Annotated in this window: 25 protein-coding genes and 1 tRNA gene; 12 read left to right on the forward strand and 14 right to left on the reverse strand. The window is 47.0% G+C overall.

Annotated elements, in window-relative coordinates; translation table 11 throughout:
• Positions 1 to 91: 91 nt before the first annotated feature.
• Together GK108_RS25740 and GK108_RS25745 are read left to right on the forward strand one after the other, a co-directional pair.
• Positions 92 to 1078 (forward strand): amidohydrolase family protein, encoded by a 987-nt coding sequence (locus tag GK108_RS25740; protein ID WP_163954454.1) that lies wholly within the window; start codon positions 92 to 94, stop codon positions 1076 to 1078.
• Between the two features lie 326 nt (positions 1079 to 1404).
• On the forward strand, positions 1405 to 2754 hold the full coding sequence (locus GK108_RS25745) for a hypothetical protein (protein ID WP_163954455.1): 1350 nt from the start codon (positions 1405 to 1407) through the stop codon (positions 2752 to 2754).
• Positions 2755 to 2826: 72 nt separating this feature from the next.
• Here GK108_RS25745 and GK108_RS25750 read toward each other — a convergent pair whose 3' ends face one another.
• From GK108_RS25750 to GK108_RS25775, 6 genes are all read right to left on the reverse strand, one after another.
• Positions 2827 to 3006 carry a hypothetical protein gene (locus GK108_RS25750; protein WP_163954456.1) on the reverse strand — a complete coding sequence of 60 codons (180 nt, stop codon included), beginning with the start codon at positions 3004 to 3006 and terminating at the stop codon, positions 2827 to 2829.
• Positions 3007 to 3954: 948 nt separating this feature from the next.
• Positions 3955 to 4281: a YXWGXW repeat-containing protein gene (locus tag GK108_RS25755; RefSeq protein ID WP_163954507.1), complete on the reverse strand. Its 327-nt coding sequence runs from the start codon at positions 4279 to 4281 to the stop codon at positions 3955 to 3957.
• 637 nt (positions 4282 to 4918) lie between these two features.
• A complete protein-coding gene (locus GK108_RS25760; protein WP_163954457.1) occupies positions 4919 to 5260 on the reverse strand; it encodes an L-rhamnose mutarotase in 342 nt (113 codons plus the stop codon).
• 49 nt (positions 5261 to 5309) lie between these two features.
• Positions 5310 to 6122 (reverse strand): sugar phosphate isomerase/epimerase family protein, encoded by an 813-nt coding sequence (locus GK108_RS25765; RefSeq protein ID WP_163954458.1) that lies wholly within the window; start codon positions 6120 to 6122, stop codon positions 5310 to 5312.
• Positions 6119 to 7159 carry a zinc-binding alcohol dehydrogenase family protein gene (locus tag GK108_RS25770; RefSeq protein WP_163954459.1) on the reverse strand — a complete coding sequence of 347 codons (1041 nt, stop codon included), beginning with the start codon at positions 7157 to 7159 and terminating at the stop codon, positions 6119 to 6121. Before GK108_RS25770 ends, GK108_RS25765 begins: the two co-directional genes overlap by 4 nt.
• A complete protein-coding gene (locus GK108_RS25775) occupies positions 7152 to 8108 on the reverse strand; it encodes an aldo/keto reductase (RefSeq protein ID WP_163954460.1) in 957 nt (318 codons plus the stop codon). Before GK108_RS25775 ends, GK108_RS25770 begins: the two co-directional genes overlap by 8 nt.
• Positions 8109 to 8431: 323 nt before the next feature.
• Between GK108_RS25775 and GK108_RS25780 the strand changes: the two genes are divergently transcribed.
• On the forward strand, positions 8432 to 8815 hold the full coding sequence (locus GK108_RS25780; RefSeq protein ID WP_163954461.1) for a hypothetical protein: 384 nt from the start codon (positions 8432 to 8434) through the stop codon (positions 8813 to 8815).
• Positions 8816 to 9034: 219 nt separating this feature from the next.
• Here GK108_RS25780 and GK108_RS25785 read toward each other — a convergent pair whose 3' ends face one another.
• The 3 genes from GK108_RS25785 to GK108_RS25795 all read right to left on the reverse strand — a co-directional run bounded on the left by GK108_RS25785 (position 9035) and on the right by GK108_RS25795 (position 10906).
• On the reverse strand, positions 9035 to 9247 hold the full coding sequence (locus GK108_RS25785) for a hypothetical protein (RefSeq protein WP_163954462.1): 213 nt from the start codon (positions 9245 to 9247) through the stop codon (positions 9035 to 9037).
• A 205-nt stretch (positions 9248 to 9452) separates the two neighbouring features.
• Positions 9453 to 9539 (reverse strand) — tRNA-Leu (locus GK108_RS25790).
• Between the two features lie 128 nt (positions 9540 to 9667).
• Positions 9668 to 10906 (reverse strand): ABC transporter permease, encoded by a 1239-nt coding sequence (locus tag GK108_RS25795; RefSeq protein WP_163954463.1) that lies wholly within the window; start codon positions 10904 to 10906, stop codon positions 9668 to 9670.
• Positions 10907 to 11066: 160 nt separating this feature from the next.
• Here GK108_RS25795 and GK108_RS25800 point away from each other — a divergent pair, with 160 nt between their 5' ends.
• Positions 11067 to 12329: an asparagine synthetase B gene (locus tag GK108_RS25800; RefSeq protein ID WP_163954464.1), complete on the forward strand. Its 1263-nt coding sequence runs from the start codon at positions 11067 to 11069 to the stop codon at positions 12327 to 12329.
• Between the two features lie 137 nt (positions 12330 to 12466).
• Positions 12467 to 12814 (forward strand): hypothetical protein, encoded by a 348-nt coding sequence (locus GK108_RS25805; protein ID WP_163954465.1) that lies wholly within the window; start codon positions 12467 to 12469, stop codon positions 12812 to 12814.
• Here the strand turns inward: GK108_RS25805 and GK108_RS25810 are convergent.
• Entirely contained in the window at positions 12804 to 13856 is a 1053-nt protein-coding gene (locus tag GK108_RS25810; protein ID WP_163954466.1) for a DNA/RNA non-specific endonuclease, read from the reverse strand. The genes GK108_RS25805 and GK108_RS25810 overlap by 11 nt on opposite strands.
• A gap of 96 nt (positions 13857 to 13952) precedes the next feature.
• On the opposite strand from GK108_RS25810, the gene GK108_RS25815 reads away from it, so the two are divergent.
• Positions 13953 to 15176, forward strand: a complete 1224-nt coding sequence (locus GK108_RS25815; RefSeq protein ID WP_163954467.1) for a BaiN/RdsA family NAD(P)/FAD-dependent oxidoreductase — start codon at positions 13953 to 13955, stop codon at positions 15174 to 15176.
• 178 nt (positions 15177 to 15354) lie between these two features.
• A complete protein-coding gene (locus tag GK108_RS25820) occupies positions 15355 to 16143 on the forward strand; it encodes a DUF2490 domain-containing protein (RefSeq protein ID WP_317166578.1) in 789 nt (262 codons plus the stop codon).
• 98 nt (positions 16144 to 16241) lie between these two features.
• On the opposite strand, the gene GK108_RS25825 is transcribed toward GK108_RS25820, so the two are convergent.
• Positions 16242 to 17036, reverse strand: coding sequence for an SDR family NAD(P)-dependent oxidoreductase (locus GK108_RS25825; RefSeq protein WP_163954468.1), 795 nt, complete (start codon positions 17034 to 17036; stop codon positions 16242 to 16244).
• A gap of 236 nt (positions 17037 to 17272) precedes the next feature.
• Between GK108_RS25825 and GK108_RS25830 the strand changes: the two genes are divergently transcribed.
• The 4 genes from GK108_RS25830 (at position 17273) to GK108_RS25845 (ending at position 20173) form a co-directional block, all read left to right on the forward strand.
• A complete protein-coding gene (locus tag GK108_RS25830; RefSeq protein WP_163954469.1) occupies positions 17273 to 17797 on the forward strand; it encodes a DinB family protein in 525 nt (174 codons plus the stop codon).
• A 56-nt stretch (positions 17798 to 17853) separates the two neighbouring features.
• Entirely contained in the window at positions 17854 to 18927 is a 1074-nt protein-coding gene (locus GK108_RS25835) for a winged helix DNA-binding domain-containing protein (protein ID WP_163954470.1), read from the forward strand.
• Between the two features lie 133 nt (positions 18928 to 19060).
• Complete coding sequence (locus GK108_RS25840; RefSeq protein ID WP_163954471.1) at positions 19061 to 19597, forward strand: GNAT family N-acetyltransferase; 537 nt, start codon at positions 19061 to 19063, stop codon at positions 19595 to 19597.
• A gap of 54 nt (positions 19598 to 19651) precedes the next feature.
• Positions 19652 to 20173, forward strand: a complete 522-nt coding sequence (locus tag GK108_RS25845; protein WP_163954472.1) for a RidA family protein — start codon at positions 19652 to 19654, stop codon at positions 20171 to 20173.
• A gap of 161 nt (positions 20174 to 20334) precedes the next feature.
• Here the strand turns inward: GK108_RS25845 and GK108_RS25850 are convergent, their stop codons facing one another.
• Both GK108_RS25850 and GK108_RS25855 read right to left on the reverse strand, forming a co-directional pair.
• Positions 20335 to 20658, reverse strand: coding sequence for a 2Fe-2S iron-sulfur cluster-binding protein (locus GK108_RS25850; RefSeq protein WP_163954473.1), 324 nt, complete (start codon positions 20656 to 20658; stop codon positions 20335 to 20337).
• Between the two features lie 31 nt (positions 20659 to 20689).
• Positions 20690 to 21694, reverse strand: a complete 1005-nt coding sequence (locus GK108_RS25855) for an NAD(P)/FAD-dependent oxidoreductase (RefSeq protein WP_163954474.1) — start codon at positions 21692 to 21694, stop codon at positions 20690 to 20692.
• 381 nt (positions 21695 to 22075) lie between these two features.
• Between GK108_RS25855 and GK108_RS25860 the strand changes: the two genes are divergently transcribed.
• Positions 22076 to 22372: an antibiotic biosynthesis monooxygenase gene (locus GK108_RS25860; RefSeq protein ID WP_163954475.1), complete on the forward strand. Its 297-nt coding sequence runs from the start codon at positions 22076 to 22078 to the stop codon at positions 22370 to 22372.
• Between the two features lie 64 nt (positions 22373 to 22436).
• On the opposite strand, the gene GK108_RS25865 is transcribed toward GK108_RS25860, so the two are convergent.
• Positions 22437 to 23597, reverse strand: a complete 1161-nt coding sequence (locus GK108_RS25865; protein WP_163954476.1) for a DUF1624 domain-containing protein — start codon at positions 23595 to 23597, stop codon at positions 22437 to 22439.
• Positions 23598 to 23600 lie beyond the last annotated feature (3 nt).

The raw sequence follows: 23600 nt of genomic DNA on the forward strand, positions 1-23600 counted from the left end.
CAACCTTTATGTACTTTTGACATAAAGAAAAAATAGCTGCTGCAACCGCAACATCAACGTAACCCAATCAGCTACTAACCCCGAACTACCTATGAGACTTTTTACGTTCCTGCTGGCCTGTCTCCTTCTGTCAGGTCTATCATACGCGCAAACTACACCTCCCAAAAGACCGCTACCCATTATCGATGTACATGTACATGCCATGCGAGTAAGCCCAAGCTTTTCGATTGAGATGTGTCCGTGGTTTCTGAAAGATATGCCTGGCAGCGACCCTGGACAGCCGGTAAATGCCTTTCTTAATGGCGAGTGTGTTGATCCGTTACAACCGGCCAAGAGTGATCAGGAAATGCAGGAAGCTGTTCTGGCCACTATGGAACGGCTCAATATGACCATCATCGCGTATGGCGACCCGCAAATCCTGCACAAATGGAAAAAGGCCGCTCCCGACCGTGTTATTCCCGGCATTGGCGTCAGCTCGCCCGACGAAATGACCGTGAAAGCCTTTACCGATTCACTTTCTTCTGGATTTTACAAAGTAATGGGCGAAGTAGCCCCCCAGTATCGAGGGTTATCACCCAGCGATATGAGCCTTGATCAGTATTTCGCCGTTGCCGAAAAACTGAATGTTCCTGTCGGTATTCATATGGGAACCGGTGGCAATGGCATGGCTAATTTAACCCAGCCTAAATATCGGGCATCGCTGGGGCGGCCGTTTTTACTCGAAGACGTACTGGCTCGCCATCCAAAGCTAAAAATCTGGGTGATGCACGCTGGCTACCCCATGCTTGATGAAATGATCGCTCTAATGGGCGCTAATGCCTATGTTTATGTTGATCTGGCTGGTTTTATCTGGAGCTATCCACAGGCCGAAATTCACGCTTATCTGAAGCGGCTGGTTCAGGCGGGTTTCGGCAAACGAATCCTTTACGGTACCGATTTCATGATCTGGCCTAAACTATTCGAAGCCTCAATCAGTGTTATCGAAAATGCCGATTACCTTTCTTTCGACCAGAAACGCGACATTTTATTCAACAATGCCGTTCGCTTCTTCCGCCTGGATGCCAGTAAATTCAAATAGATTCCAAGCCAGATAAACTTTGTTGATGTTTTTTCAAGCGAATCTGATACGTATCGGATTCGCTTTTTTTATAGTCGGTTACGTCAAGCATTCCGATGAAAGAAATTTTGTAGAAGTTCATGGCATACCTTGGCAAAGGCGCACCAAACCAAAATTAAACCACTCACCGACAACTAGTTAACATACTAAAAATAGTCTTTTTTCAAGTTTAAATACGTAGCATTTTTAATCGCAATGAGCTAACGATGGTAGAATGTCGGTGAGCTTTTGACAGAAAATCAGTTACTCTATATAGCTAAACTATGTTTTCAGTAACTGCCATATCTATGAAGTATTGGGGCATTCTGTATCAGCTCATTCTTTTTTCCACGTTACTTATCTCCTGCAAAGCAGACTCTATTAACGGAGTTTACGCTGGCGTTCAATTACAAATCAGCGCCTGGCCAGGTGGGGCTATGGGACGTAACGACGTAGCAATTTATTTTCGGCCGAACGGTACGTTTACCAACGACCTGAAAGATCCAAACTGGAAAACAACCGTTAAAGGGAAATTCACGGTAAGCGGTAGTGATGTCGTTCTTAACTTCACCGATGGAAAAAAGCGGACCTATAAGATTACCTCAAAAGGAAATCTCTCCGGAGGCAATTTTATCCTGCTGCCCCTCTCCATGAAAGGCTCCATCCCCACGTCAAGCTTTCAATACAAGGGTGGCTCAAGCGCTGGTGGCATTGGCAGTAATACACCTTACGTTGGTACATTCAGCCAGAATGTTATTCATTTCGATGGCAAAGGTAATTTTAGTCACTCGCGTCAGGGAACCGTCATGATTGCGGGCGACAATATAGGCGGTGGCAATACCAGTAAATCCGATGATGCCGGTACGTATTCGTATCAGGAGGGGCTTCTCCAACTCACTTATAATACGGGAAAAACTCAGACTCATAGCTTCTTTTTCACGAAAGATGGGGAAGAAATCGCCGTTTTGGATGGGCGGATTTACACTAAATATGATGGCAAAACGGGAGCCAGTCCAAGCTCAGAAAAGCGTTCTGTTAATCTACCAACGGCCTCAGAACTAGTCGACAAAGCACGGAAAGTGCATGGTGGAAAGGCATTAGATGCTATTCGAAATCTAAAAATAACTTCCCAACTAGCGGGCGTACAAATGATTAATCAGTCAGATTATCAACAACCTCGTGCGCTGGGCGAAGCCCGTGTTTCCGGCAAGGTCGCTTATGCCGAATATTGGAAAGGCCAGCAAGGATGGGCGTGGCTTCAGGGCAAAAAAACGCCTTTTACCCAGGCCCGTCTACGGGAGAAAGAAGCAAACCGATATGCCGGACTTTCTGGTCTGCATAGCCAACGGATGTCGGTTCTCCAACAGGGAAAAGTAGAAGCCTATAAACATGGCGGGTACGTTTTGTCTTACAGCAAAGATGGCTCCCCTATTAAGCTCATTCTGGACAAAAACTATCGGGTTATTGGGGAAGAAACCCCCTCAGAAGGCAAAACCCTTATTGTTCAATACGAGAATTTTCGGTCAGTTAAAGGCGTGTTGATTCCCTTCACCGAAGTACAGATTCTGGGATCACGTAAAAACGAGTTCAAAATCACGGATTACCGAATCAATGAATTGACGGAAGCTGATTGGGAGGAACCATCACTGATGCCTTAATATGGCGTCTTCAGGGGTTTGATTTCAAAATAAACGTAACACAGCTACCGTAGGCTTCAATTGTTTCTATAATTAGCTCATGGCAAGTGCAAGCTTACGCTGGCGAATAATGTGTTTTTCCATTGCGTGCTGGGCTCGCTGTTCGGTAGAGAATACGCCAAAGCACAAAGCAGTCGTAAGCTCTATCAGTTTATAAGCCTGTCGGTAATGGCCAGAAAAAGCCTGAACGCTAATCGGTTTAATAATGAACATAGAAATAAGAACCTTCGTGTAGTATGGACTAAAAAATCGGAGCCAAGTCACTTCCTTCTGCGCGACGCTCTCCAATCTATGGATAGCTGGTAGTACTCCTATTTATTGGTAAATAGTAATACGTGATTAGCAACTGATTAGATTTAATCAACAACACTTAATTCATTAATTATCCTTTATAATACAACACAAAACAGAATATATACAATTTTCAACAATAATACGTCTATATATATACTAATAAACCATAAAATAATATACAAATAAATCTATTACTATTTAAAACGAATAAATATATTCTTTTTGTAAAATTTGGCAAACAATTAACCTGATTTATCAGATTAACACTTTATCCAGTCAGGACCAATCACTCAGAATTAAACAAAGTGTAGCAAAAAGAGTGTGACGCTTACTGATAAGAGAGTCCAACTTGATAGAAAAGTCTTAGGCAAGTTATTTTCTGATTGCCCCTGATTTATGACCAGGAACCCATGCTGATTTATTGCACAACAGTTGATATACGAGGAGATTACACAGTTTTTAGCTTTGCGGACTCATCGATAGACGAATGTCTGGATGCAGTGTCGAAACAGGTGTATTATGGTTTGCAGTTAGTACACGTAGAGCTCATCGAAGGGCGTAAATCAACGTATCTACCAACAGACGCCTTTGACGGCCACTCAATGAAAATACCCTTGGAACAGTTACGGCAACAGTGGGAACAGGTTTTGAGCAAGTCTTGATTTTCCTAATTCTGTTAGCTATCAAATTAAGTAATCGATTTTTGAACAGTGCGTATTCGCTTGTAAACGAACAGGAACATACTACTCCTATCCACGATTTTTGGTAGAACAATCTGAATGGTGTATCTGTATTGCCAACTTACTTATCCTCTGGAATACAAAAACCGTCCCGAGAATCACTCGGGACGGTTTTTGTATCCAGGAGCTAATAACTCCAGTACCCTTTAACCCAAACTGGTCCGCGATGAGTTTTTCGCCAATAACCTGGATTCCAGGTTTTGTAGCGGGCCGGTTTCGAGTAAGCAGTGTACCGCACAGGTGCTGCTCGGTAGTAGCCATTTACCCAGAGATAATCCCGTCCCCGACGAACGTAATGACCGGGAACCCATACCTGACGGGCTACCGGCGCCCTAGGAACAACAATTACTCTTCTGGGCGCAGGCACCTGCGCTGTGGCACGGCCAGAATCAACTGTGCACAATGCAGACAACAATATGCCTGCTAATGCCCATATTTTCACTTTCGTTTTCATAGCGTTTACAGATTAAGTTCGACAAAAACGGTCCCACTTTCGTTTGATCAGGTAGCCGTTTTCTATCCCTATTCTCTTTATTGTGCTATAGTTTGTAAACCGAAAAGTTTAAAACCTGGCGATATATCAACTTGCATAAAAGCCGTATTGTTAGATAACTCTACGTCATTATATGAACGTAACATGACTGGATAACGTAGAAAAGTTGCCTTTGAAAGCATCAAACCAGAAAAGCAAATCGACACTACAGACTAGCTTTTTCCCTACGTAGCGGTCAAAAAGCTTCTTTAAAAATCGATGGGGATAGATCAGTTATTATTCTGCTATCTGGCCTTAACTGCTGAGGCCTATAAACCAGCACCGGAGTATTAGGCGATCATTTGCAAGTCATCTTAGTGTGGCAAGAGCAGGTTTCGCCATACGTAAGCAACAACTGATTGATTGGCGCATCTTCTCCAAGAAGACATAGACAACGATGACTATCCTGTCAAACTTATCCCTTTCTTGCTATTGAGCATTACGTTTCTAGCAGCTGGAGGTTCAAATTCATTCGCTCAGAGCGGCATGAATGGCGGGACAAAATTCCAATTTCAGCTTCGGCGCTAATCTAAACTTGTTTCTACAACTCAATAAACCTTCATTTTTCAAACTGAAAAATCTGGTCCATAAGCACCCACTTTTCACCTGATTTAGCCCAGGGCAATGGTTGTTGAAATCGCCACATCAGACGTTCCCATTCCTGTACATGAGGATTTTGGGCATCCATTTCGCTTTTCTTTTCGAACGTAAATTGATCATCCGTTTCCAGAATCATAAACATTCGGTTGCCAGTTCGATAAATCTGAAGATCCAGAATGCCAGCATTCAGATCATTCTGCCGCACTTCTGGCCAGCCTTTCCCTTTGGCATGCCACTGTTCATATTCGGCGATTAATTCAGCATCATCTTTCAGGTCGAGCGCCAGGCAAAATCGTTGCATAGTAAAGTTAGTTAGTGAATGAGAGGCCTGTGATCGGTAAACAAGCGACTTACCGAAAGTAGGTATTGAAGGATGAGATAGTTTGTTGAGCGGCCAGATCGGACGTAGGAAATGGGAAAGCTTCGGCCGAAACGTAGCCAGCATAACCGATTTCTTTCAACGCCGTCGCGACCTCAGCCATAGCAATGTGACCCAGGCCAATGGGGCGTCGGTTGCTATCAGCAAAGTGAACGTGGCCTATAGATGAACCGGTGGAGCGGATACTGTCGGGCAGCGAAGACTCTTCAATATTCATGTGAAACAAATCAGCCAGCAACACGACATGCCGAGTAGCCAATCCATCGATAAAGGCTGCTGCAGTTCTCAAGTCATTGATCAGATTGGTTTCATAGCGGTTCAGGGGTTCATAAATCAGGTTTACGCCCTGTGCTTCTGCTTGCTCACCCAATATATCAAGCCCATCGGCCAGCCAACGTAGCGCCTGCTCTTTTTCTACTCCCGGTGCTACGTTTCCCTGCATGGAACCGATAATAGCCGGTGCACCAAAGTTGGCCCCGAACTGAATCATATCGGCAATAAAGGCAATGGCTTTCGCCCGAATTTTCGGATCAGGATCGGTTAGTGTTAGCCCCTGAATGACCTTTCCGGCTCCGGTGCCCACTGCTGCGAGTTGCAGCCCCGTTTGTTCGAGCAGACTAGCCAATCGACTTGGATCGATGGCATCCGCCGAAGCCGTGAACAACTCTACAGCATCGAATCCTAGCACAGCGGCTTTCGTCAGACTGGCTTCCAAGTCATCCCAGTAAATCCAGGGGCCGGTTTTGATCTGAGGGACCAGGGCAATTGTTACACAGGATTTCATTGTGGAAACTCGTTATCAAGATTAACCATGATTTTTGTAATAGGCCCCGGATTCGCCGACCAGTCGGCCAGGGCAGTCCCGGCTTCGGCTAGCGACACTTCCCGGCTGATGACGGCATCGACGGGGAATTTTCCGGCTTCCAGGTAGTTGATAACATCAGGAAAATCACCAAGGCAGTTTCGTGAGCCCAGGATTTCGATCTCCTTGCGAACAAACGTACCCGTATTATAATCCACCGGCTTTTTAGCGTACCCGATATACACAACGCGACCAGTGTAAGCAACTTCTTCAACGGCGGCACGATACGTTGCCGGATTGCCAACTGCTTCGATAATCACATCCGGCCCGTCGCCATTCGTGATTGCCTGCAAGGCCTCGTGTAGATCGACGGTGGTGGTATTGATGGTATGAGAAGCCCCAGCGAGTCTGGCTGTTCGCATTTTAGTATCGTCAATATCAATGGCAATCACCTCCGCGCCCCGATGAACCGCAGCGGCTACGGCTCCCATGCCAACAATGCCACAACCAATAACGGCCACTTTTTCGCCCGCTACCACACGTCCTCGGTCTATGGCGTGAAAACCTACCGTTAATGGTTCCACCAGAGCTAACTCACGAACGGATAACTGAGAGGAAGCATGCAGCTTTTGCCAGGGAACGCTAATGAACTGGGTCATGGCACCCGGTCGGCGCACGCCCATCGTTTTATTATCCTGACAGGCATTCGGACGACCTTTGCGACAGGAAAGGCAGGTTCCACAATTCAGATACGGGTTTAACGTAACGTGCATTCCGGGCTGAAATTGATCGGGCACCTCGCTGCCAGTTTCCAGAACGGTAGCCCCCACCTCATGGCCCAATACGTTCGGGTATTCCTGGAGTTCGAACAACCCCCGAAAGCCGTTGAGATCGCCCCCACAAAATCCGACCCTGTTGACCCGCAACAAGACATCCTGCGGGCCGGGCACGGGTATATCAATCTCACGTATTTCGGTTTTCCCGGGTTCTACCAATACCAGAGCAGGTTGTTTATTCATGTTGACCGTTCGATTTAGGAATATTGTTTTCTGGCTTTCCTTCAAACCACATCTGATTTTTCACCGGAGAAACCAAGGTCTCAATACGTTGCAGCAATTCATCGGGAATAGGGATCTGAAGCGCCCGCAGATTTTGTTCGACCTGGCGTTGCTCCGACATCCCAACGATGGTGGTGGCAATTACCGGATGCTGTACCGCAAAGTTCAGTGCTACGTCGCTCAACGCCAGTCCATATTCACGACAGAGAGCTACCAGTTTTGGCTGGATAGCTTTCACTGCCTGCGGAGAACTCTGCCAGGAAGGAACAGGCGCATCTGACAAAATTCGCTGCATCAGTGGAGCGGCATTCATCAGTCCAAACCCCTTCTCCATAGAAAGAGGCACCAATTCGTCATTGATTTCATCTTCCAGCAGATTATAATGCCCCCAGGATAAAACCGTATCGACATCTACTTGCCGGGCAATCTGCGCCAGATACCGTACTGGCAACCCAGAGAAACCGACGTAGCGCGCTTTGCCCATCTCTTTGACTTTCAGTGCCGCAGGAATAGCTTCGGTTAGCACCTGTTGCCGGTCGCCAAACTCAATGTCGTGTACGGTCAATAGGTCAACATAATCGACCTGCAAGCGCTCCAGCGATTCATCGATGCTTCGCAGAACCCGCTCGTAGGAAAAATCAAATACACCGTTGCCATACCGGCAGCACTTTGTGGCCAGAAGAATGGAATTACGTTTGTTTTTCAGCGCTTTACCCAACCTAGTCTCGGCCAGTGTATCGCCGTAAAAAGGGGCTACATCAAAGAAGTTAATGCCGTGGTCGATGGCGGTATGAACGGCTCGTGTACTCTCGGTTTCCGTAACGTTATTGAACACATTCCCTAGGGGCGATGCGCCAAAGCTCAGGCTCGATACGGTTAAGTTGGTATTTCCAAGTTGGCGATACTGCATTGATTATATGTTGTAGACAATATCCATAGTGGTAGCCAGCCTACTACGTAGCAATCGTAAACATGCCACACTGACTACCAGACATACTGATAGCAAATGCCCTCAACGCGCATTTCTACTAATCGGAATTCTCTTTTCAGCTTTTAGTTTATGATCCACTTGGCCAAAATTAGAATGCGTAGCTTATTGAATACCTCCTTTGATTGATGTAAAAGATTAGCGTTCACAACTATGTATGAAAGGGGCAAGTTGAGCAAAAAACAATTACGAAATGCTCTTTTTATACGTTGGAATGTCTGACTAAATTGTAGTATGTTTAGTTGATGAATCGACGCCTTACCCCTAACGATCTTGATACGTCGCCCTACAAAGAATTAGTTGAATCGCTTGTCTGCCAGTGGCTAGATACCGACCTACCGGCCCAGGGCTTGACCAATACCGACTTTATAACAACGATCCGAATCCTGTTGCTGACCACGCAAAATCCAGATCATACAGCTGTCATTGTTAGTGCGGTTCTTGATCAGGCAATACATCTTCAGAAAACATCAGACTGGGTTGACCAGGAAATAAAATTTGAAGGCATGGTTCATGGAGCCGATCGGGTAGACTTCCTGAAATTTGAGCTTAGCCAGGCCGCTACGCTGGATGATTCTTTGCTTGATAGCTACAACGAACGAATAAATCGTTTTACCGGTAAGGATTGAAAAAATTCACTAGCTCAATACGTAGCGTACTAACGTGTAGCGAGCCCGACCGAATACATACAAAAAAGCCCCAATGATAGTTATTAGGGCTTTTTACGTTTATTGATTTATAAACGTGGGTTCGGCGCATTTATTGTGTATACTGAAACGCATACCGTCCTATTTTTCACTTTTTTTACGGCTTTTGATTAGCCTGCCAGTTATTCGATTAGGAATAGGCTACGTTTTGTTGCCCGTCTTTGTCTGCTTAGTCTTCGATTCCAGCATTTCATCTGTAATCTGTGCACCAAATTCGCGCTGTAGTCTACCCAATTCTTTGTCCGATCGGGCATCACTCTGATCTGGGTTGCGAATAACACCAGGCTGTAACTGGTGCTTCTTTTCGAGATTACCAATCTGAATATCTGATCGGTCTTTCCTTGTCTTGCTCATAGTTTTAAATAGGGTTGAGTAGTAACTTACTGTGTATAAGCAACTGGAAAGACATTTGTTTCTTCTCCCTGGGAAAAGCATGCAAATGGATACCACGGATCTTACGTACTACCTTCAATGGCTAGACGAATCACTTCCCGTTATGAAAGAGGTCTATAAAAAAAGGTCGCAATCAGCTCAATACGAACAAATTGCGACCTTAACTTGGTACCGGGAGCCGGACTCGAACCGGCATGTCCTTGCAGACAATGGTGTTTGAGACCATCGCGTCTACCGATTCCGCCATCCCGGCGACTGAACCGTCTCTGTTTCCAGAGCTGCGTTTGTCAAACGTGGGTGCAAAAGTAGTCAGAAAGCCCAAATAGCAAAACAAGCAGGCAACTTTTTTTACTGTTTTTTTGTAACCCGCTGATCTATCGCTTATTCATACCGTAACGCTTCGATGGGATCAAGTTTTGACGCTCGCACGGCCGGGTAAATACCGGCAAATAAGCCAACAGTAACACAAACAACGATACCAACCAACATCCAGAGCCAGGGAACAATGAATGTACCAGTCCCTCCGCTAACTACGCTGGCAATAATATTTCCTACTCCAAGCCCTAGTATGATACCTCCTACTCCGCCCAGAATACAGATCACAATGGCTTCGATTAAAAACTGTTCACGGATACGTTTGGGCGTAGCACCAAGCGATTTACGAATGCCTATTTCCCGCGTACGTTCGGTAACTGACACCAGCATGATATTGAGCAACGCAATCGAGGCTCCCAACAAGGTAATAAAGCCAATTCCAAAGCCCCCCATCCGTAAATAACCCGTTATTTCGTCGGTCTGCCTGGCCAGATCATCAGCCCGTTCGACATCAAAGGAATCACGCTGCCCTAATCGATCCTGTCGGATTTGCCGCATAACTCCTCTAGCCTCGCCGATTACTTCGTCCTGATCCGTGACGGTCGGCACCGAGGCTGTTATATTGAACGTCTGTCGCTGCGATCCCGCAAATGTTCGGGCGTTGTCTAGTGGAATCAGCACAACCCGATCCTCTCCCCCACCCGTCAGCCCGCCTTTCTTGGCCAGAACACCAATTATTTTAAACTGCTTACCGGCCACCCGTATAACCTGATTTACCGGATTCAGCTTTTTTTCAAATAGCACATTGGCGATTTCGCTACCAATAATCGCTACGTTGAGCGCGTATTGCAGGTCGTTATCCGTAAAGTTTCGCCCTTGTTGAATAGTAAATCCTTTTACGGGAATATAAGCAGCATCTCCTCCTATCAACTCTACGTTGGGGTTGGTTTTTTTTGAACCGAATTTTGCCTGAGCTGCCCCAACGGCAACGGTCGATACCGTAATGGTTGCCCCATAGGGAAAACGCTCTTTAAACTGAACAGCATCCTGGTATTTAATGGGCTCGTCTTTCTTTTCAACGCGTCCTCCCCGGCGAAACGCATCTTCACGGGCCACAATGCTGAACGTATTAGCGCCTAATCCGGCAAAACTGCTGGCAACCGAACTTTGAATACCGTCAATGGCCGTCAGGATACCAACCAGCGACGTAATACCGATAGCAATAATGAGCGAAGTCAGTATGGTGCGCAGGCGATTCCCGGCAATTGACTGTAACCCCTCCCGGATGTTTTCAATTAAGTTCATCGTTTACAAAGAGAAAGAATGCCAGGCCAAACGAATGATTCCTAGAGCCGTAGGACTCTGTATGCTTACGCACGCAATCACTCCCAATAAATTCCTGCACAAAATTTGCTTATCTTTCGTTATTACAAAACTACCAATAGCATTCATAACGGAGAAACCAATGAAACGGCTGCTGTTACCGCTTATACTTTTTCTGACTCTAACAGGCCAGGTCTGGGCCTCTAAAATTCTGATTCCAATGGATGATGCCCAGAAGAATCATTTAAAAGCGTACGGCATCGCTTATTGGGTTCTCAAGACGCATGATACGGAAATCGACTGGCTTTTAAACTACCGGGGCGGTTCCTTTATGATGCCTCAGAGCCAGGCATTCATCAATGAAATGGTCATCAGAGGGGTTAGTTATGAAGTTATTTCAGATGCACAATCAGCTCAGATCTTATCAGAGATAGCAGCCGCCGACGCCAATATGGATGCGGTAAAACTCCAGAAGCCTCCCAAAGTGGCAGTCTATTCTCCTAAGACTAAGCAGCCCTGGGACGATGCCGTAACGATGGTAATGTCGTACGCTGAAATACCCTACGACGTAGTGTTCGACGATGAGGTGATGAGCGGCAAACTTCCTGAATATGACTGGCTTCATTTGCACCATGAAGACTTTACGGGCCAGTACGGCAAGTTTTTTCACTTTAAGGATCAGCCCTGGTACATTGCTCAAAAGCAGGAAGCCGAAAGTATTGCCCGTAAGTATGGTTTTAACAAGGTACCTAAATTAAAGTTGGCCGTAACGCAAAAAATTCGGGAATTTGTTCTTGGTGGTGGTTATCTGTTCGCTATGTGTAATGCCACCGATACGTATGACATCGCCCTGGCAGCTCAAAACACTGATATTGTTGATGCCTTTTACGATGGCGACCCGGCCGACCAGGGAGCCAACAATAAACTGGATTATAGCCAGACGTTTGCTTTCCGCAACTTTCAGGTATATACGAATCCCTACCTGATCGAGTTTTCGAATATCGACAACCAGCCCGAAGAGCGGGGCCTTAGCGAGCATAACGACTATTTTACGTTGTTCCAGTTCTCCGCTAAATACGACCCAATTCCCACTATGCTGACCCAGAACCACCAGAATGTCATCAAAGGATTTATGGGCCAGACAACCGCTTTCAAGAAAAACCTCATTAAGCCGGAAGTAGTGATCATGGCAGAGAATCGTTCGGTAGGGGAAGCCCGTTATATTCATAGTCCCTATGGACGGGGTTTCTTTACATTCTACGGTGGCCACGACCCAGAAGACTACCGCCACGAAATTGGCGAAGAGCCAACAGACCTCAATTTACACCCCAACTCGGCTGGGTATCGGCTGATTCTCAACAATATTCTATTCCCGGCAGCCAAAAAGAAAAAGCAAAAAACCTAGGCAATCTATCACATCAAAGCGACGCTATCATGACCTCGTTTTCGGAACGACAACACTTTCGGCAATGGTGGCTTTGGGGTATTCTAGGCCTTAGCGTAGCGTTTTGCCTAGGTAGTATATGGCAGAGATCAACACCTATGAAGCCCGGAGACTGGTTTGGTCTGTCTCTGTTAACGTCAATCATTATACTGATTTACATCTGGCGGTTAGATACCCGGATTGACGTCCAGGGTATCCATTATCGTGTTTTCCCTATATTTTCCTGGCGGACGATTCCGTGGCGTTTAGTCAAATCCGCTACGTTAACCAGGTATTCGTTTGTTGGGTACGGTATTCGTATTGGCTGGGAAGGGTGGGTCTATAATATTGCCGGAAACAGAGGACTACGTATCGAACGTAGTCATAAAAACGTTATCATTATTGGTACGCAGCAACCTGATGAGCTTCAGACCTGGCTCGATCAGCACCTCGCAATCAGTAGCTAAACCATTCGTCAACCATCTCTCCACGGCCCTTACTTTCCAGTTTCCGCTCCAGATCGTCGGGGATTTTGGGAAAGAAATCCAGGCCCGTCAGTTGTTCAATCTGGTCAACAGGCACCACGAATTGCTTTAACGAATTCGTAGAGGGTTCGTTTTCCAGCAAAAAGCCAATCATTCGAATATCGGGCTTATTACAATACAAAATAACCTTGTAGAATTTTTCAGGCACGCTCACCTCATTGCTACGTCCAATCGTCGATAGGCCCGGCTTGAGCACAGGTCCCGTTATTACGTATAAGCCATTATCCCGAACCGCCCAGGTACGTACCAGTTCTTCGAGCTCTTTCCAGATTCCCCGGTTAAACTGGGGAGCCTGTGGCGTAATATTGCTCATCAGGAATGTTTCTTTCATCATTCGTTGAGAATATTTGAAATCACCAGCCGGGGCCAGGTGCCCTCGGTCATAGCCCGAACGCGTATAGTCGGATGGTAATGCCGTTCCGGTCGAAACGGCCGGATCGGGTTGAAACTGCTCATACTTCCGATCCGCATCGCCGGTAGTTTCGTAATCAAGCAACGGATAAGCTACCCATTCGGCATCTTTGTACTCGTCCCGATAACTAAGCGTGTAGCCTTCATGCCGAATAAGCTCCCCGGCATTTCTCGACACCGGCAATAAAAAATCGACCTGTTTTTCAAAATCAAACCGCTCATTCTTTGGCGAGCTTTTCGGCGCAGTACGGTCACGTTTTGTATCGCTGGCTTCGCTTTCGTCCGATGAGGCAGTTCCTTCATCCGTTGCTACGTCTTCGCGCGGCTCCGGTGCTTTGTAGGGATTAGTCTCTTCCCGATCGGGCTGCGACCGGCCGATTCCAATTATTTCCCGAATATCATTCCAGAACGCAACAACCGGTTTTGTTTTGCCGCCATAATGCAGGAACAGGCCAATCAGAAAGAAAATAAACAGCAACACCAGTGTGTTGCCCCGCAGCCGGAATCCGCGACGCGCATATTTTTTGGTCGAAAAACGAGGTTTAAAAAACATAAGCGTAAATCTACACTGTTTTTATTTTACTGAACGATCTATCGATACAGACCTTTCTTACACGAACCACAAACGGCAAAGCACTGTTGGAGAATCATGTCTTCGTTATCTATTATTATTATTGGCGGTGGCGCAGCGGGATTTTTTGGCGCAATCACTGCCGCAGAAACATTCCCGACGGCCACCATCACCATTCTGGAGAAAAATCGCACAGTTCTCAACAAAGTCCGCATTTCGGGCGGTGGACGCTGCAATGTTACCCACGCTTGTTTTGACAATCGGCAACTCCTGAAGCAGTATCCCCGTGGCGAAAAAATTCTCCGACCGTTGTTCAATCAATTTGATGCCACAAACACGGTCGAATGGTTTGAAGACAAAGGTGTACCCCTGAAAACAGAGGCTGATGGTCGTATGTTTCCCAGTACAAACACGTCCGAAACGATTGTTGACTGCCTGCTCCGAACGGCTCAGCGACTAGGCGTTCAGGTTCGGACCAGTTGCGGAGTCAGTACGTTAGAACACAAAGACGGACGCTGGCAACTTCTGCTGTTATCTGGCGAAACTCTATCGGCAGATCGTGTTCTGGTGGCTACGGGTGGCCATCCACAACGGTCGGCCTATGGCTGGCTACCGGATCAGGCTGAGGACCTGATTGATCCGGTTCCCTCTCTATTCACATTCAACGTACCAGATAGTCCATTCCTATCGCTGGCCGGGGTGTCGGTCCAGGATGCAAAAGTCTACGTAGTGGGTACGAAACAGGAACAGCGCGGCCCTCTGCTCCTGACTCATTGGGGCTTTAGTGGACCGGCTATTCTGCGCTTATCGGCCTGGGCGGCCCGCGATCTGGCAACCCGCCATTATCAGTTTACACTACGTATCAACTGGGTGCCCGATCTTTCTGAAAACGATTTACGACTACTCCTGCAAGATTTTCGGCAACAGAACGGACGCAAGCAGGTGGTTTCGCAAAACCCGTGTAAGATTCCATCCCGGTTATGGACAGCTTTTGCCACTGAATCTGGTATTGAGGAACCACAACGCTGGGCCGACCTGCCCGCCAAATCACTCAACCGATTGATCGAACGATTAACAAATAGTCAGTTTAAGGTAGCGGGCAAAAGTACATTCAAAGACGAGTTTGTTACGTGTGGTGGTATAGCGTCGGGTAGTCTGAATCTACAAACGATGGAAAGTAAGTCGCAGTCAGGGTTGTTCTTTGCGGGCGAAGTAATCGATGTAGATGGAATCACGGGCGGGTTCAACTTCCAAAGTGCCTGGACAACCGGCTACGTAGCCGGTAAACACATCGGTCTGTGAGCGACATACTCGTTTACCGTTCGTGGCCAGTACACTCGTCAACCAGATGACACAGATCAATATTACGTAATTGTTAACAACCTTAATGATAAATTACTAAATCGTTAAGATCTATTCCCGGCGAATCATAGTTTCTTAACTCATTCTACTTTTGCAGCATTGTCATCATTCTGCATTCGTGGATCGCCTTCGTTTCGTTTCATTTCTGGCTATCAGCCTTTTCTGTTACCAATCAACCCGTATTTTTGCACAAACGTCGTTAACACCCTCAACTCCCTGGGGAAGCTGGTTAATTGGTACCATTCAAATGCCCGGTGGCCCTCAAAAGTGGGGTGGTTTTGCCGAAATACAGGCACGTAGTAATGGAGTTATGCAGCAGTTCTTTTATAACGAACTGAAAGGCGGAATCAGCTACGATCTCGACCGCAATTTTACCCTGACGCTGGCAGGCGGCCACTACGCTACCTACGATTTCAAGGCCTTATCTGACGGTCCTCTAAACACCGAACGCAGGCTCTGGCAACAGCTGATTATTAACCAATATCTGTCCAGACTGAAATTTGAGCATCGATTCCGCATCGAGCAGCGCTGGTTTACATTCCGCGACGGTAGCCATCCGTTCCGCAACCGGATTCGCTATCGCTTAAATGGCTTTATGCCGTTAAACAAACGTACTATTACCGAAAAGACGGCATTCCTGTCAGTTTATGACGAAGTTTTTCTTAATCCGGTCGGTCCCACGTTTGAACGCAATCGTTTTTATGCGGGCCTTGGTTATCAGGTCGATAAGAACTGGATTATTCAGGTTGGCTGGGTAAACCAGACAAACTACAGCCCGGCAACTTTTGAGAAAGGTGTTTTCACCCCTCAGGCGGCTTCGGGCAAAAACAATCTGGTGCTGGGATTAACGTATCGAATTAACCGTAAAAGCGCTTCAGTTGAGAAGCTACCCTCCCAGCCTGATTAGAAACGGTTCGTTCCACCGACGTACTGACTTTCTTCACCAATAATCTGACCAGCCCATCGAAAAGTAAATTATGGGCTAGTCAGATCCGTGAAGCTATATTACACAATCGCTTTAACAACACCACCATCGACCCGAATGGCGGCCCCATTGGTTGCTGAAGCTAACGGACTGCTCAGGTACACAATCATAGTAGCGACTTCGTCGGTGCTTGAAAAACGCTGAAGAAGTGAGGTTGGACGAGCCGATTGAAAAAACTCCTGCTGAACCTGTTCGCGGGTTTTGTTTTGCTGCTGGGCCATGCTATTTACAAAATCCTCCACACCTTCCGACGCCGTTGGGCCGGGCAATACACTATTAACCGTAACCGCCGTTCCTTTGGTCAGTTCAGCCAGACCGCGCGCTACGGCCAGTTGGGCTGTTTTGGTTGTGCCGTAGTGAATCATTTCTTCTGGAATCTGCAGAGCCGACTCACTTGATACAAATAAAATACGACCCCAGTTTTTGGCCAGCATCTGTGGGAAATAATGACGCGCCAACCGGACACCGCTCATAACGTTGACCTCAAAAAACCGGAACCAGTCTTCGTCAGGAATATCGACAAAAGCTTTCGGCTCAAAAATACCGGCATTGTTGATAAGGATATCAACTTCGGGCACTTTGTCCAGTACGTTATCCACGTCGCTTTTACGGGAAAAATCAACCGCTACCCCGCTCACCAACGCATCGGGCAATGTGGCTTTCAACTGCTGAATCGCCGTCTGGATACGTTCGTTGCTACGTCCGGTAATGATTACATTGGCTCCTTCTTCCAGCAGCTTTCTGGCCGTTGCCAGCCCAATACCAGCTGTCGATCCGGTCACTAATGCGGTTTTGTTTTTGAGTTGTAGATCCATGGCTTTATTAAAAAATATCGATCATTTTGTGGCTAAACACGTAAAGAACGGGGATTTCTCTGAACGAGTTCGCCCGTAGCCTGGACGTCCACGTCCGGGTAGTTGACACTTGATATTCCCCCGTACGTGGATGTCCAGGCTACAAAAGATTTTTAAAAATTTCGGCATCACTACTGACATAGGGGTGTCACTGGTTGGGGTTTATTTTGTAAGGTAAACCAATAACCGGCACAAGCATGATACCAGCAATCGAAGAAAAAGAAACCCAGACCCTGGCTACGTTGATCAGTGAGTATGTTGCTTATAATGAATGGGCCAACAAACGGTTAGTCGACTGGTTAGCGAGCAAACCCGCAGCGCTGATGACACTCGAACTGCCATCAAGTTTTCCGGGTATGAAAGGTACTCTGGTACACATCTGGGACTGCCAGCGATTTTGGTTAGCCGTTCTACGTCACACTACAATTCCGGCATCGTTTCGGCAGGGATTTGACGGTACGCTGGACGATGTTCTTACGGGTATTATTGAGCAGTCCGAAGAGTTTACGCGTTACGTAGCATCGCTTACTGACGCCGAGTTGCAGGAAGAAGTCCTGTTTACAACGCCCTGGATTGACGGTATCCAGCCACGAATGCACTTTATTATGCACTGTATGAACCATAGTACGTATCATCGCGGGCAGATTATTACCATGGGTCATACGATTGGCTTAACCGACGCACCCATGTCCGATTATAGCTTTTATCGACTGATTGGCTGATCAGGATTGAGGTCTGACCCAAGGGTCAGACCTCAATCCTGTTTACACTACCTACTATGACAGATTCTTTTATTAGGCAACATCGATTAACCAGCCAGGCAATTCATCAACCGACGTTTAGTAATCCCACCGATGTGGTTGCCTGGTTTGGAGCTATGCAGGGACAGGATTTTCTGGCCGCCAAATGGGCCGTCGGCCTACGACTTCCCAGCGCCACCGATTTAACAATCGACGCAGCAATAGCTAATCGTTCCATTATTCGAACGTGGGCGTTACGTGGTACGTTGCATCTACTGGCGGCTTCTGACGTTCGCTGGGTACTCGACTTACTCAGACCACGGCTTCATCGGTTGTCGGAGAGTTATCTGCGAAAACTTGGCATTAGCATCGCTGATCTGACAACAAGTTATAACGTTATGAGTCAGACGCTGCAAGGACATAGGGAATTAACCCGCCCGGAATTAACGGACGCCCTTCAGCAAGCCAGGATCAAGCATATCCCGATAAATCTATTGTTATGCCGGGCCGCTTTTGATGGGCTCATCTGTTGCGGGGTCAGACAAGGGAGCGAGAATACGTATACGCTGCTCGACGAATGGGTACCACCCAGCCCCACCCTGGCAAAAGACGAAGCGCTGGCGGAACTCACCAAACGATATTTTATGAGCCACGGACCGGCCACTTTGCAGGATTTTGTCTGGTGGTCAGGGTTGACCGTCGGTGAGGCTAAATCAGGAATTGATGCCGTTCAATCACAGCTTACGCAGGAATCAATCAATGGACAAACGTACTGGATGGCAAACCAAAGCCCTGTTACAACTGATCTATCAAGGACCGTTCATTTGCTACCGTCTTTCGATGAGTATCTGGTGGGTTATAAAGATCGTAGTGCAGCGCTCGGTTCACTTGCTTTTAACCAGGTAAGCAGTGCCGGAAATGGTATTTTCTTTCCTATCGTTCTGATAAACGGACGAGTTGTTGGTACCTGGAAACGTACGATCAAAAAAGAGACGGTTTCCTTACAAACAAACTTATTTGAGTCTTTGCGTAACGAGCATACGCTGGCGCTAACCGACGTATCAAAAAAATTCAGTCGATTTATAGCCAAATCGTTGGTTGTAAGCCCATAAAGAGTCAGCCAATCGCAGTATCGAAAAAGTCCAGAGAACGTGCAGGCTACGTAGTTCTTTTAACATTACGTCATCAGAGCCGCTGTTTTTACAGGTAGCCACGCTTTTTATCAGAAGCCGAATATATTTGTGTATGATGAATCATACGCACATTTCAGTCGCTACGTTAGACGATGTTACGTTGCTCAATACGTTAGTTAACAGCGCTTATCGCGGTGATAGCTCCCGCAAAGGCTGGACAACCGAAGCCGATCTTCTGGGTGGTATACGTATCAACGAGGAAGGGCTTCGCACCATGCTGCAAAATCCAGCATCCACAATCCTGAAATTTGAAGTAGATGGCCAGTTGACTGGCTGTGTCTATCTGGAAAAACAACAGAATTCGTTGTATCTGGGGATGCTTACCGTATCGCCGGAGGCTCAGACAAACGGTATTGGAAAACAATTGCTGTCTGCTGCCGAACAGGTCGCCCTTGACCAACAATGCACGGCAATTACGATGACGGTCATATCTGTTCGGCACGAACTCATCGCCTGGTATCAACGTCGGGGCTATCAATCCACTGGCGAAACGAAGCCGTTCCCTACTGACGTTGCCTTTGGCTTACCCAATCAGCCCCTTGAATTTCTGGTCATGACCAAAAATCTGTCGGTTCCCGCAACAGCCTGATTCAACGACTTCATCCTTATTTCTATTAATCGCCCTTTATAAACTTCCTCGATTATGCGCTACGTAGTTCTTGCTCTCTTGTCTATCATCATCAACACGCATACCAAGGCCCAGACACTTGAAGAAACAATCAGTAAGATGGGAATTGAGCTATACGCGCCCAGCAAATCGTCGGGTAACTATGTCAAAGCATTTCAGTCCGGTAATTTGTTATTCCTGGCCGGACACGTATCGACCCGCGCCGATGGCTCTTCGTTTACGGGCAAACTAGGCAAAGAGCTGACCCTCGAGCAAGGCTACGAAGCAGCAAGAATAACGGCTATTTCCTTGTTATCGACGATCAAAAATGAGGTGGGCGAACTTAGTCGGGTTAAACGTATCGTGAAAGTAACAGGGTTTGTCAACTCGACTCCCGACTTCACCGATCAACCCAAGGTCATCAACGGCTGTTCGGATTTATTGGTTGCCATCTGGGGAGATCGGGGGAAACACGCCCGCTCAGCCGTGGGAATGGCAGCCCTCCCCTCAAACTACGCCGTTGAGATTGAAATGATCGTGGAACTGGAGGGGATGTAGGCAGTTTATAGTTTATAGTTTATAGTTTATAGTTTTCAGTGGCTGACGCGTCAGCTAGTAGTCTGCGTTAGCTACCGCTCGGGCGGCCCCGTGAAAACTATAAACTGAAAACTATAAACTATAAACTATAAACTGAAAACCATAAACTATAAACTATAAACCTACACTCCCTCATCTCCTCTGATTCTGAAAACTCCGCCTTCCAGCGTTTCGTCTACCCGGAGCTGGCAGGCTAACCGGCTATCGAAGGAGGCATCGGGCAACGTATCGAGCATGTCCAGCTCAGCATCGCGGGCAGCAGGAAGGGCGTCGGCTCCTTCCAGTACCTGTACGTGACAGGTCGCACACAGGGCCATGCCGCCACAGGTAGCCAAGATATTGTACTCTGATGCTTTTAATACTTCCATCAGACTTAGATTGATCCCTTCCGGGATTTCCAGTTGCTGCCGCTCCCCATTGCGATCTTCAATCGTGAATCGAATCATATGTACTACGGGCTTTCGTTTCGCCCAATTGTTAAAAAGTAGGAACTCCGTTAACGGTTGTGTATTTGAAACTCAGTTTCTGATTCGGATACACGTATTTAAAGGCACTCTGACACATAAGGGCCGCTTCGTGGAATCCGCAAAGAATCAGTTTCAGCTTACCCGGATAGGTGTTTATATCGCCAATGGCATAGATACGTTCAACGTTGGTCGAGTAGTCGACGGTATCAACGCTAATGGCCGCTTTATCAATAGTGAGTCCCCAGTCAGCAATGGGTCCCAGCTTTGGCGTTAGACCAAACAGAGGAATTAGATGATCGGTCTCCAGCGTCGTGACAGTTTTATCTTTTCCGACAATATTAACTTCCTGCACATGTCCAGTACCCCGAACACTCGAAATTGTCGATTGCAGAACTAAATTGATTTTCCCTTCTTTGGCCAGTTCGAAGACCTTTTCGGCCGAATCCGGCGCCCCCCGAAAACTGTCGCTTCGGTGTACCAATGTTACCTGAGCCGCTACGTTAGCCAGGAAGATAGTCCAGTCGAGGGCCGAATCGCCCCCTCCCGCCAACACAACCCGACGATCGCGCAACAGTTCTGGATTCTTGACCATGTAGGCAACCCCTTTCCCTTCAAACTGCTCCAGATTCTGGATTTCGGGTTTACGTGGTTCAAAACAACCTAGGCCTCCCGCAATAACAACAACCTGACAATGTACCGACGTACCGTCGTTGGTTGTTACGATATACGATCCATCATCCTGCTTATTCAGACTTTCGACCCGTTCGCCCAGCGTAAATGTTGGATGGAAAGCCGCAATCTGCTCCATCAGATTGTCGACCAGTTCCTGGGCTTTGACCTCCGGATAACCGGGAATATCATAAATTGGCTTTTGCGGATAAATCTCTGAAAGCTGCCCACCTACCTGTGGCAATGCATCAATCAGGTGACAGCGCATTTTTAACAGACCGGCCTCGAAGACCGCGAATAAACCCACCGGTCCCGCGCCAATAATGCAAATATCTGTAGTAATCATAGGGGTAAATCATAAAAACAATGGCGATTCCTGTGTAGTCAGAATCCCTTTGTCGTCTGCAACAGGAAGTCATCAAAACTCCATGCTACTGAACAAACTTATGGGTGTAAAGGTAGGGCAAGCACCGTATTGTATAGCGAAACAACGGTATGACAAATCGTAATGAGGGATAAACAGAAGGAATAAAACATGTCCCTATACCCGACTAACAATACCCTAATAACCAATAAATTAAGCCGCTTACACCACTAAATAAAAAGAGGACTATAAAGTTGTTTTAAGGCTACGCGTTACGTTGTTTTGATAGCCAATGCTTATGTATGTATTGAGTTTTTGGCACTTTCTTTTCGTTAACTCCTTACCTTTTTTCACCAAAACGAGATGTACGCACGCATCATTCAGGTCCCCCTAAAGCCGGGTACAATTCCACAGGCTATTGAGTACTTTAACAATTCTGTAGGTCCTGCGCTCAAGGAAATGCACGGTTTTAAAAATAGCCGTTTGTTAACCAATCCAGACACAAACCAGTGTTTGATGGTTACGCTCTGGGAATCAGAAACGGCGCGTCTTGAAGCCGAAACCAATGGTTTTCTTCAGGGTGTGCTCAAAGACATGGGTAGCTATTTTGCCGAAAAGCCAACCATTGATTATTACCAGGTAAACGTACAGGTTGTTTAACAAAGCAAAGTCCCAGCCAATACCTGTTAATTGTGCATTGGCTGGGACTTTATTAGGGAACGAACTAGATATATCGGAGAATTCCGATTTCTGGATGGGCCGGTTTATAGCGGCCATACCAGCGGCATAAGGGATATAATACGACTACCAGTCCCAGCCATACCAGACACACCACCTCAAGGTCAACACCAGCCCCGGCAGGTCGCCCAAAATTCAATGTACCCGCCTGAATATCGGCAAAGCCATATCCCTGAATCAATGTCATGGCAATCATGAGCAGATGCACAGCGTACCAGTGAAGGATGTAGTAAAACATCGGGACTTTGCCGTAGACAGTCAGTGCCCTGGTCAATACGTTGTCGGCACCGTCGGCCAGCCATAGGATCAGCAGCGCTATACCCAGCATCAATAAATCATACTGTAGCGACGGCGGATACTTTGTTACGTTGATAAATGACAGAAACGTAAACAGCGGGCTTTTTTGAACCGCCCAGGGAGCAGGATCGCCATATAGATTGATGAACCGTATGACCACAAAGAGCGTAAGAGATACCAGCGCGTAACGTAACAGCAGTGGCTTACGAACATTCATCGGCTGCTCCATAGTTGCCCCAAACGCATAGCCTACCAACATAATACCCAGCCAGGGAATCAACGGATAGGCAACCAACACAGCAAAACCCGGTGTCAGCTGGAAAAAATTGACCTGAAAAAACAACGAGCTGATAAACTTGCCCGTAGGATTTTCGATGGGCGGGACCAACTGCAATAGGTTATGCCCGGCAATGATAATCAGACCAATGATACCCACCTGTTTTACAGACAATTTCGACAGCAGCGACAGAATTATGAACCCTCCGCCAATGGCGTAAATGACCTGCAAAAGCATACTCCTGAACTGAATATCGAACCAGAAAGCAAAATTGATCACGGTTAATTCCAGCAAAATCAAAACCACCCCCCTTTTGCGGAGAAACCGTCGGGCACTGTCGGCATGCTGCTTTTTTGACAGGACCAGATAAGCGGATGTACCCGAGAGAAACACAAACGTGGGCGCGCAGAGGTGCGTAATCCAGCGGGTCAGAAAGAGAGGAGTCGTTGTTGTAGCCAGATCGGTCGGACTTTGGGTCAATGCCGTACTATGCAACAAATCACGAACGTGATCCAGTGCCATGATCACCATCACCAGGCCACGCATTACGTCAATTGTAGTAATTCGGTTCATCAA

It is taken from the genome of Spirosoma terrae, assembly GCF_010435915.1.
Classification (GTDB): domain Bacteria; phylum Bacteroidota; class Bacteroidia; order Cytophagales; family Spirosomataceae; genus Spirosoma; species Spirosoma terrae.

What these genes read in the sequence shown, in the direction of transcription:
- GK108_RS25765 (WP_163954458.1), bottom strand. Translation starts at nt 6,122, where the DNA reads ATGAAATCCTGTGTAACAATTGCCCTGGTCCCTCAGATCAAAACCGGC.
- GK108_RS25840 (WP_163954471.1), top strand. Translation starts at nt 19,061, where the DNA reads ATGATGAATCATACGCACATTTCAGTCGCTACGTTAGACGATGTTACG.
- GK108_RS25860 (WP_163954475.1), top strand. Translation starts at nt 22,076, where the DNA reads ATGTACGCACGCATCATTCAGGTCCCCCTAAAGCCGGGTACAATTCCA.
- GK108_RS25815 (WP_163954467.1), top strand. Translation starts at nt 13,953, where the DNA reads ATGTCTTCGTTATCTATTATTATTATTGGCGGTGGCGCAGCGGGATTT.
- GK108_RS25745 (WP_163954455.1), top strand. Translation starts at nt 1,405, where the DNA reads ATGAAGTATTGGGGCATTCTGTATCAGCTCATTCTTTTTTCCACGTTA.
- GK108_RS25825 (WP_163954468.1), bottom strand. Translation starts at nt 17,036, where the DNA reads ATGGATCTACAACTCAAAAACAAAACCGCATTAGTGACCGGATCGACA.
- GK108_RS25785 (WP_163954462.1), bottom strand. Translation starts at nt 9,247, where the DNA reads ATGAGCAAGACAAGGAAAGACCGATCAGATATTCAGATTGGTAATCTC.
- GK108_RS25760 (WP_163954457.1), bottom strand. Translation starts at nt 5,260, where the DNA reads ATGCAACGATTTTGCCTGGCGCTCGACCTGAAAGATGATGCTGAATTA.
- GK108_RS25805 (WP_163954465.1), top strand. Translation starts at nt 12,467, where the DNA reads ATGAAGCCCGGAGACTGGTTTGGTCTGTCTCTGTTAACGTCAATCATT.
- GK108_RS25795 (WP_163954463.1), bottom strand. Translation starts at nt 10,906, where the DNA reads ATGAACTTAATTGAAAACATCCGGGAGGGGTTACAGTCAATTGCCGGG.
- GK108_RS25845 (WP_163954472.1), top strand. Translation starts at nt 19,652, where the DNA reads ATGCGCTACGTAGTTCTTGCTCTCTTGTCTATCATCATCAACACGCAT.
- GK108_RS25775 (WP_163954460.1), bottom strand. Translation starts at nt 8,108, where the DNA reads ATGCAGTATCGCCAACTTGGAAATACCAACTTAACCGTATCGAGCCTG.
- GK108_RS25865 (WP_163954476.1), bottom strand. Translation starts at nt 23,597, where the DNA reads ATGAACCGAATTACTACAATTGACGTAATGCGTGGCCTGGTGATGGTG.
- GK108_RS25800 (WP_163954464.1), top strand. Translation starts at nt 11,067, where the DNA reads ATGAAACGGCTGCTGTTACCGCTTATACTTTTTCTGACTCTAACAGGC.
- GK108_RS25810 (WP_163954466.1), bottom strand. Translation starts at nt 13,856, where the DNA reads ATGTTTTTTAAACCTCGTTTTTCGACCAAAAAATATGCGCGTCGCGGA.
- GK108_RS25850 (WP_163954473.1), bottom strand. Translation starts at nt 20,658, where the DNA reads ATGATTCGATTCACGATTGAAGATCGCAATGGGGAGCGGCAGCAACTG.
- GK108_RS25780 (WP_163954461.1), top strand. Translation starts at nt 8,432, where the DNA reads ATGAATCGACGCCTTACCCCTAACGATCTTGATACGTCGCCCTACAAA.
- GK108_RS25855 (WP_163954474.1), bottom strand. Translation starts at nt 21,694, where the DNA reads ATGATTACTACAGATATTTGCATTATTGGCGCGGGACCGGTGGGTTTA.
- GK108_RS25755 (WP_163954507.1), bottom strand. Translation starts at nt 4,281, where the DNA reads ATGAAAACGAAAGTGAAAATATGGGCATTAGCAGGCATATTGTTGTCT.
- GK108_RS25740 (WP_163954454.1), top strand. Translation starts at nt 92, where the DNA reads ATGAGACTTTTTACGTTCCTGCTGGCCTGTCTCCTTCTGTCAGGTCTA.
- GK108_RS25770 (WP_163954459.1), bottom strand. Translation starts at nt 7,159, where the DNA reads ATGAATAAACAACCTGCTCTGGTATTGGTAGAACCCGGGAAAACCGAA.
- GK108_RS25830 (WP_163954469.1), top strand. Translation starts at nt 17,273, where the DNA reads ATGATACCAGCAATCGAAGAAAAAGAAACCCAGACCCTGGCTACGTTG.
- GK108_RS25835 (WP_163954470.1), top strand. Translation starts at nt 17,854, where the DNA reads ATGACAGATTCTTTTATTAGGCAACATCGATTAACCAGCCAGGCAATT.
- GK108_RS25750 (WP_163954456.1), bottom strand. Translation starts at nt 3,006, where the DNA reads ATGTTCATTATTAAACCGATTAGCGTTCAGGCTTTTTCTGGCCATTAC.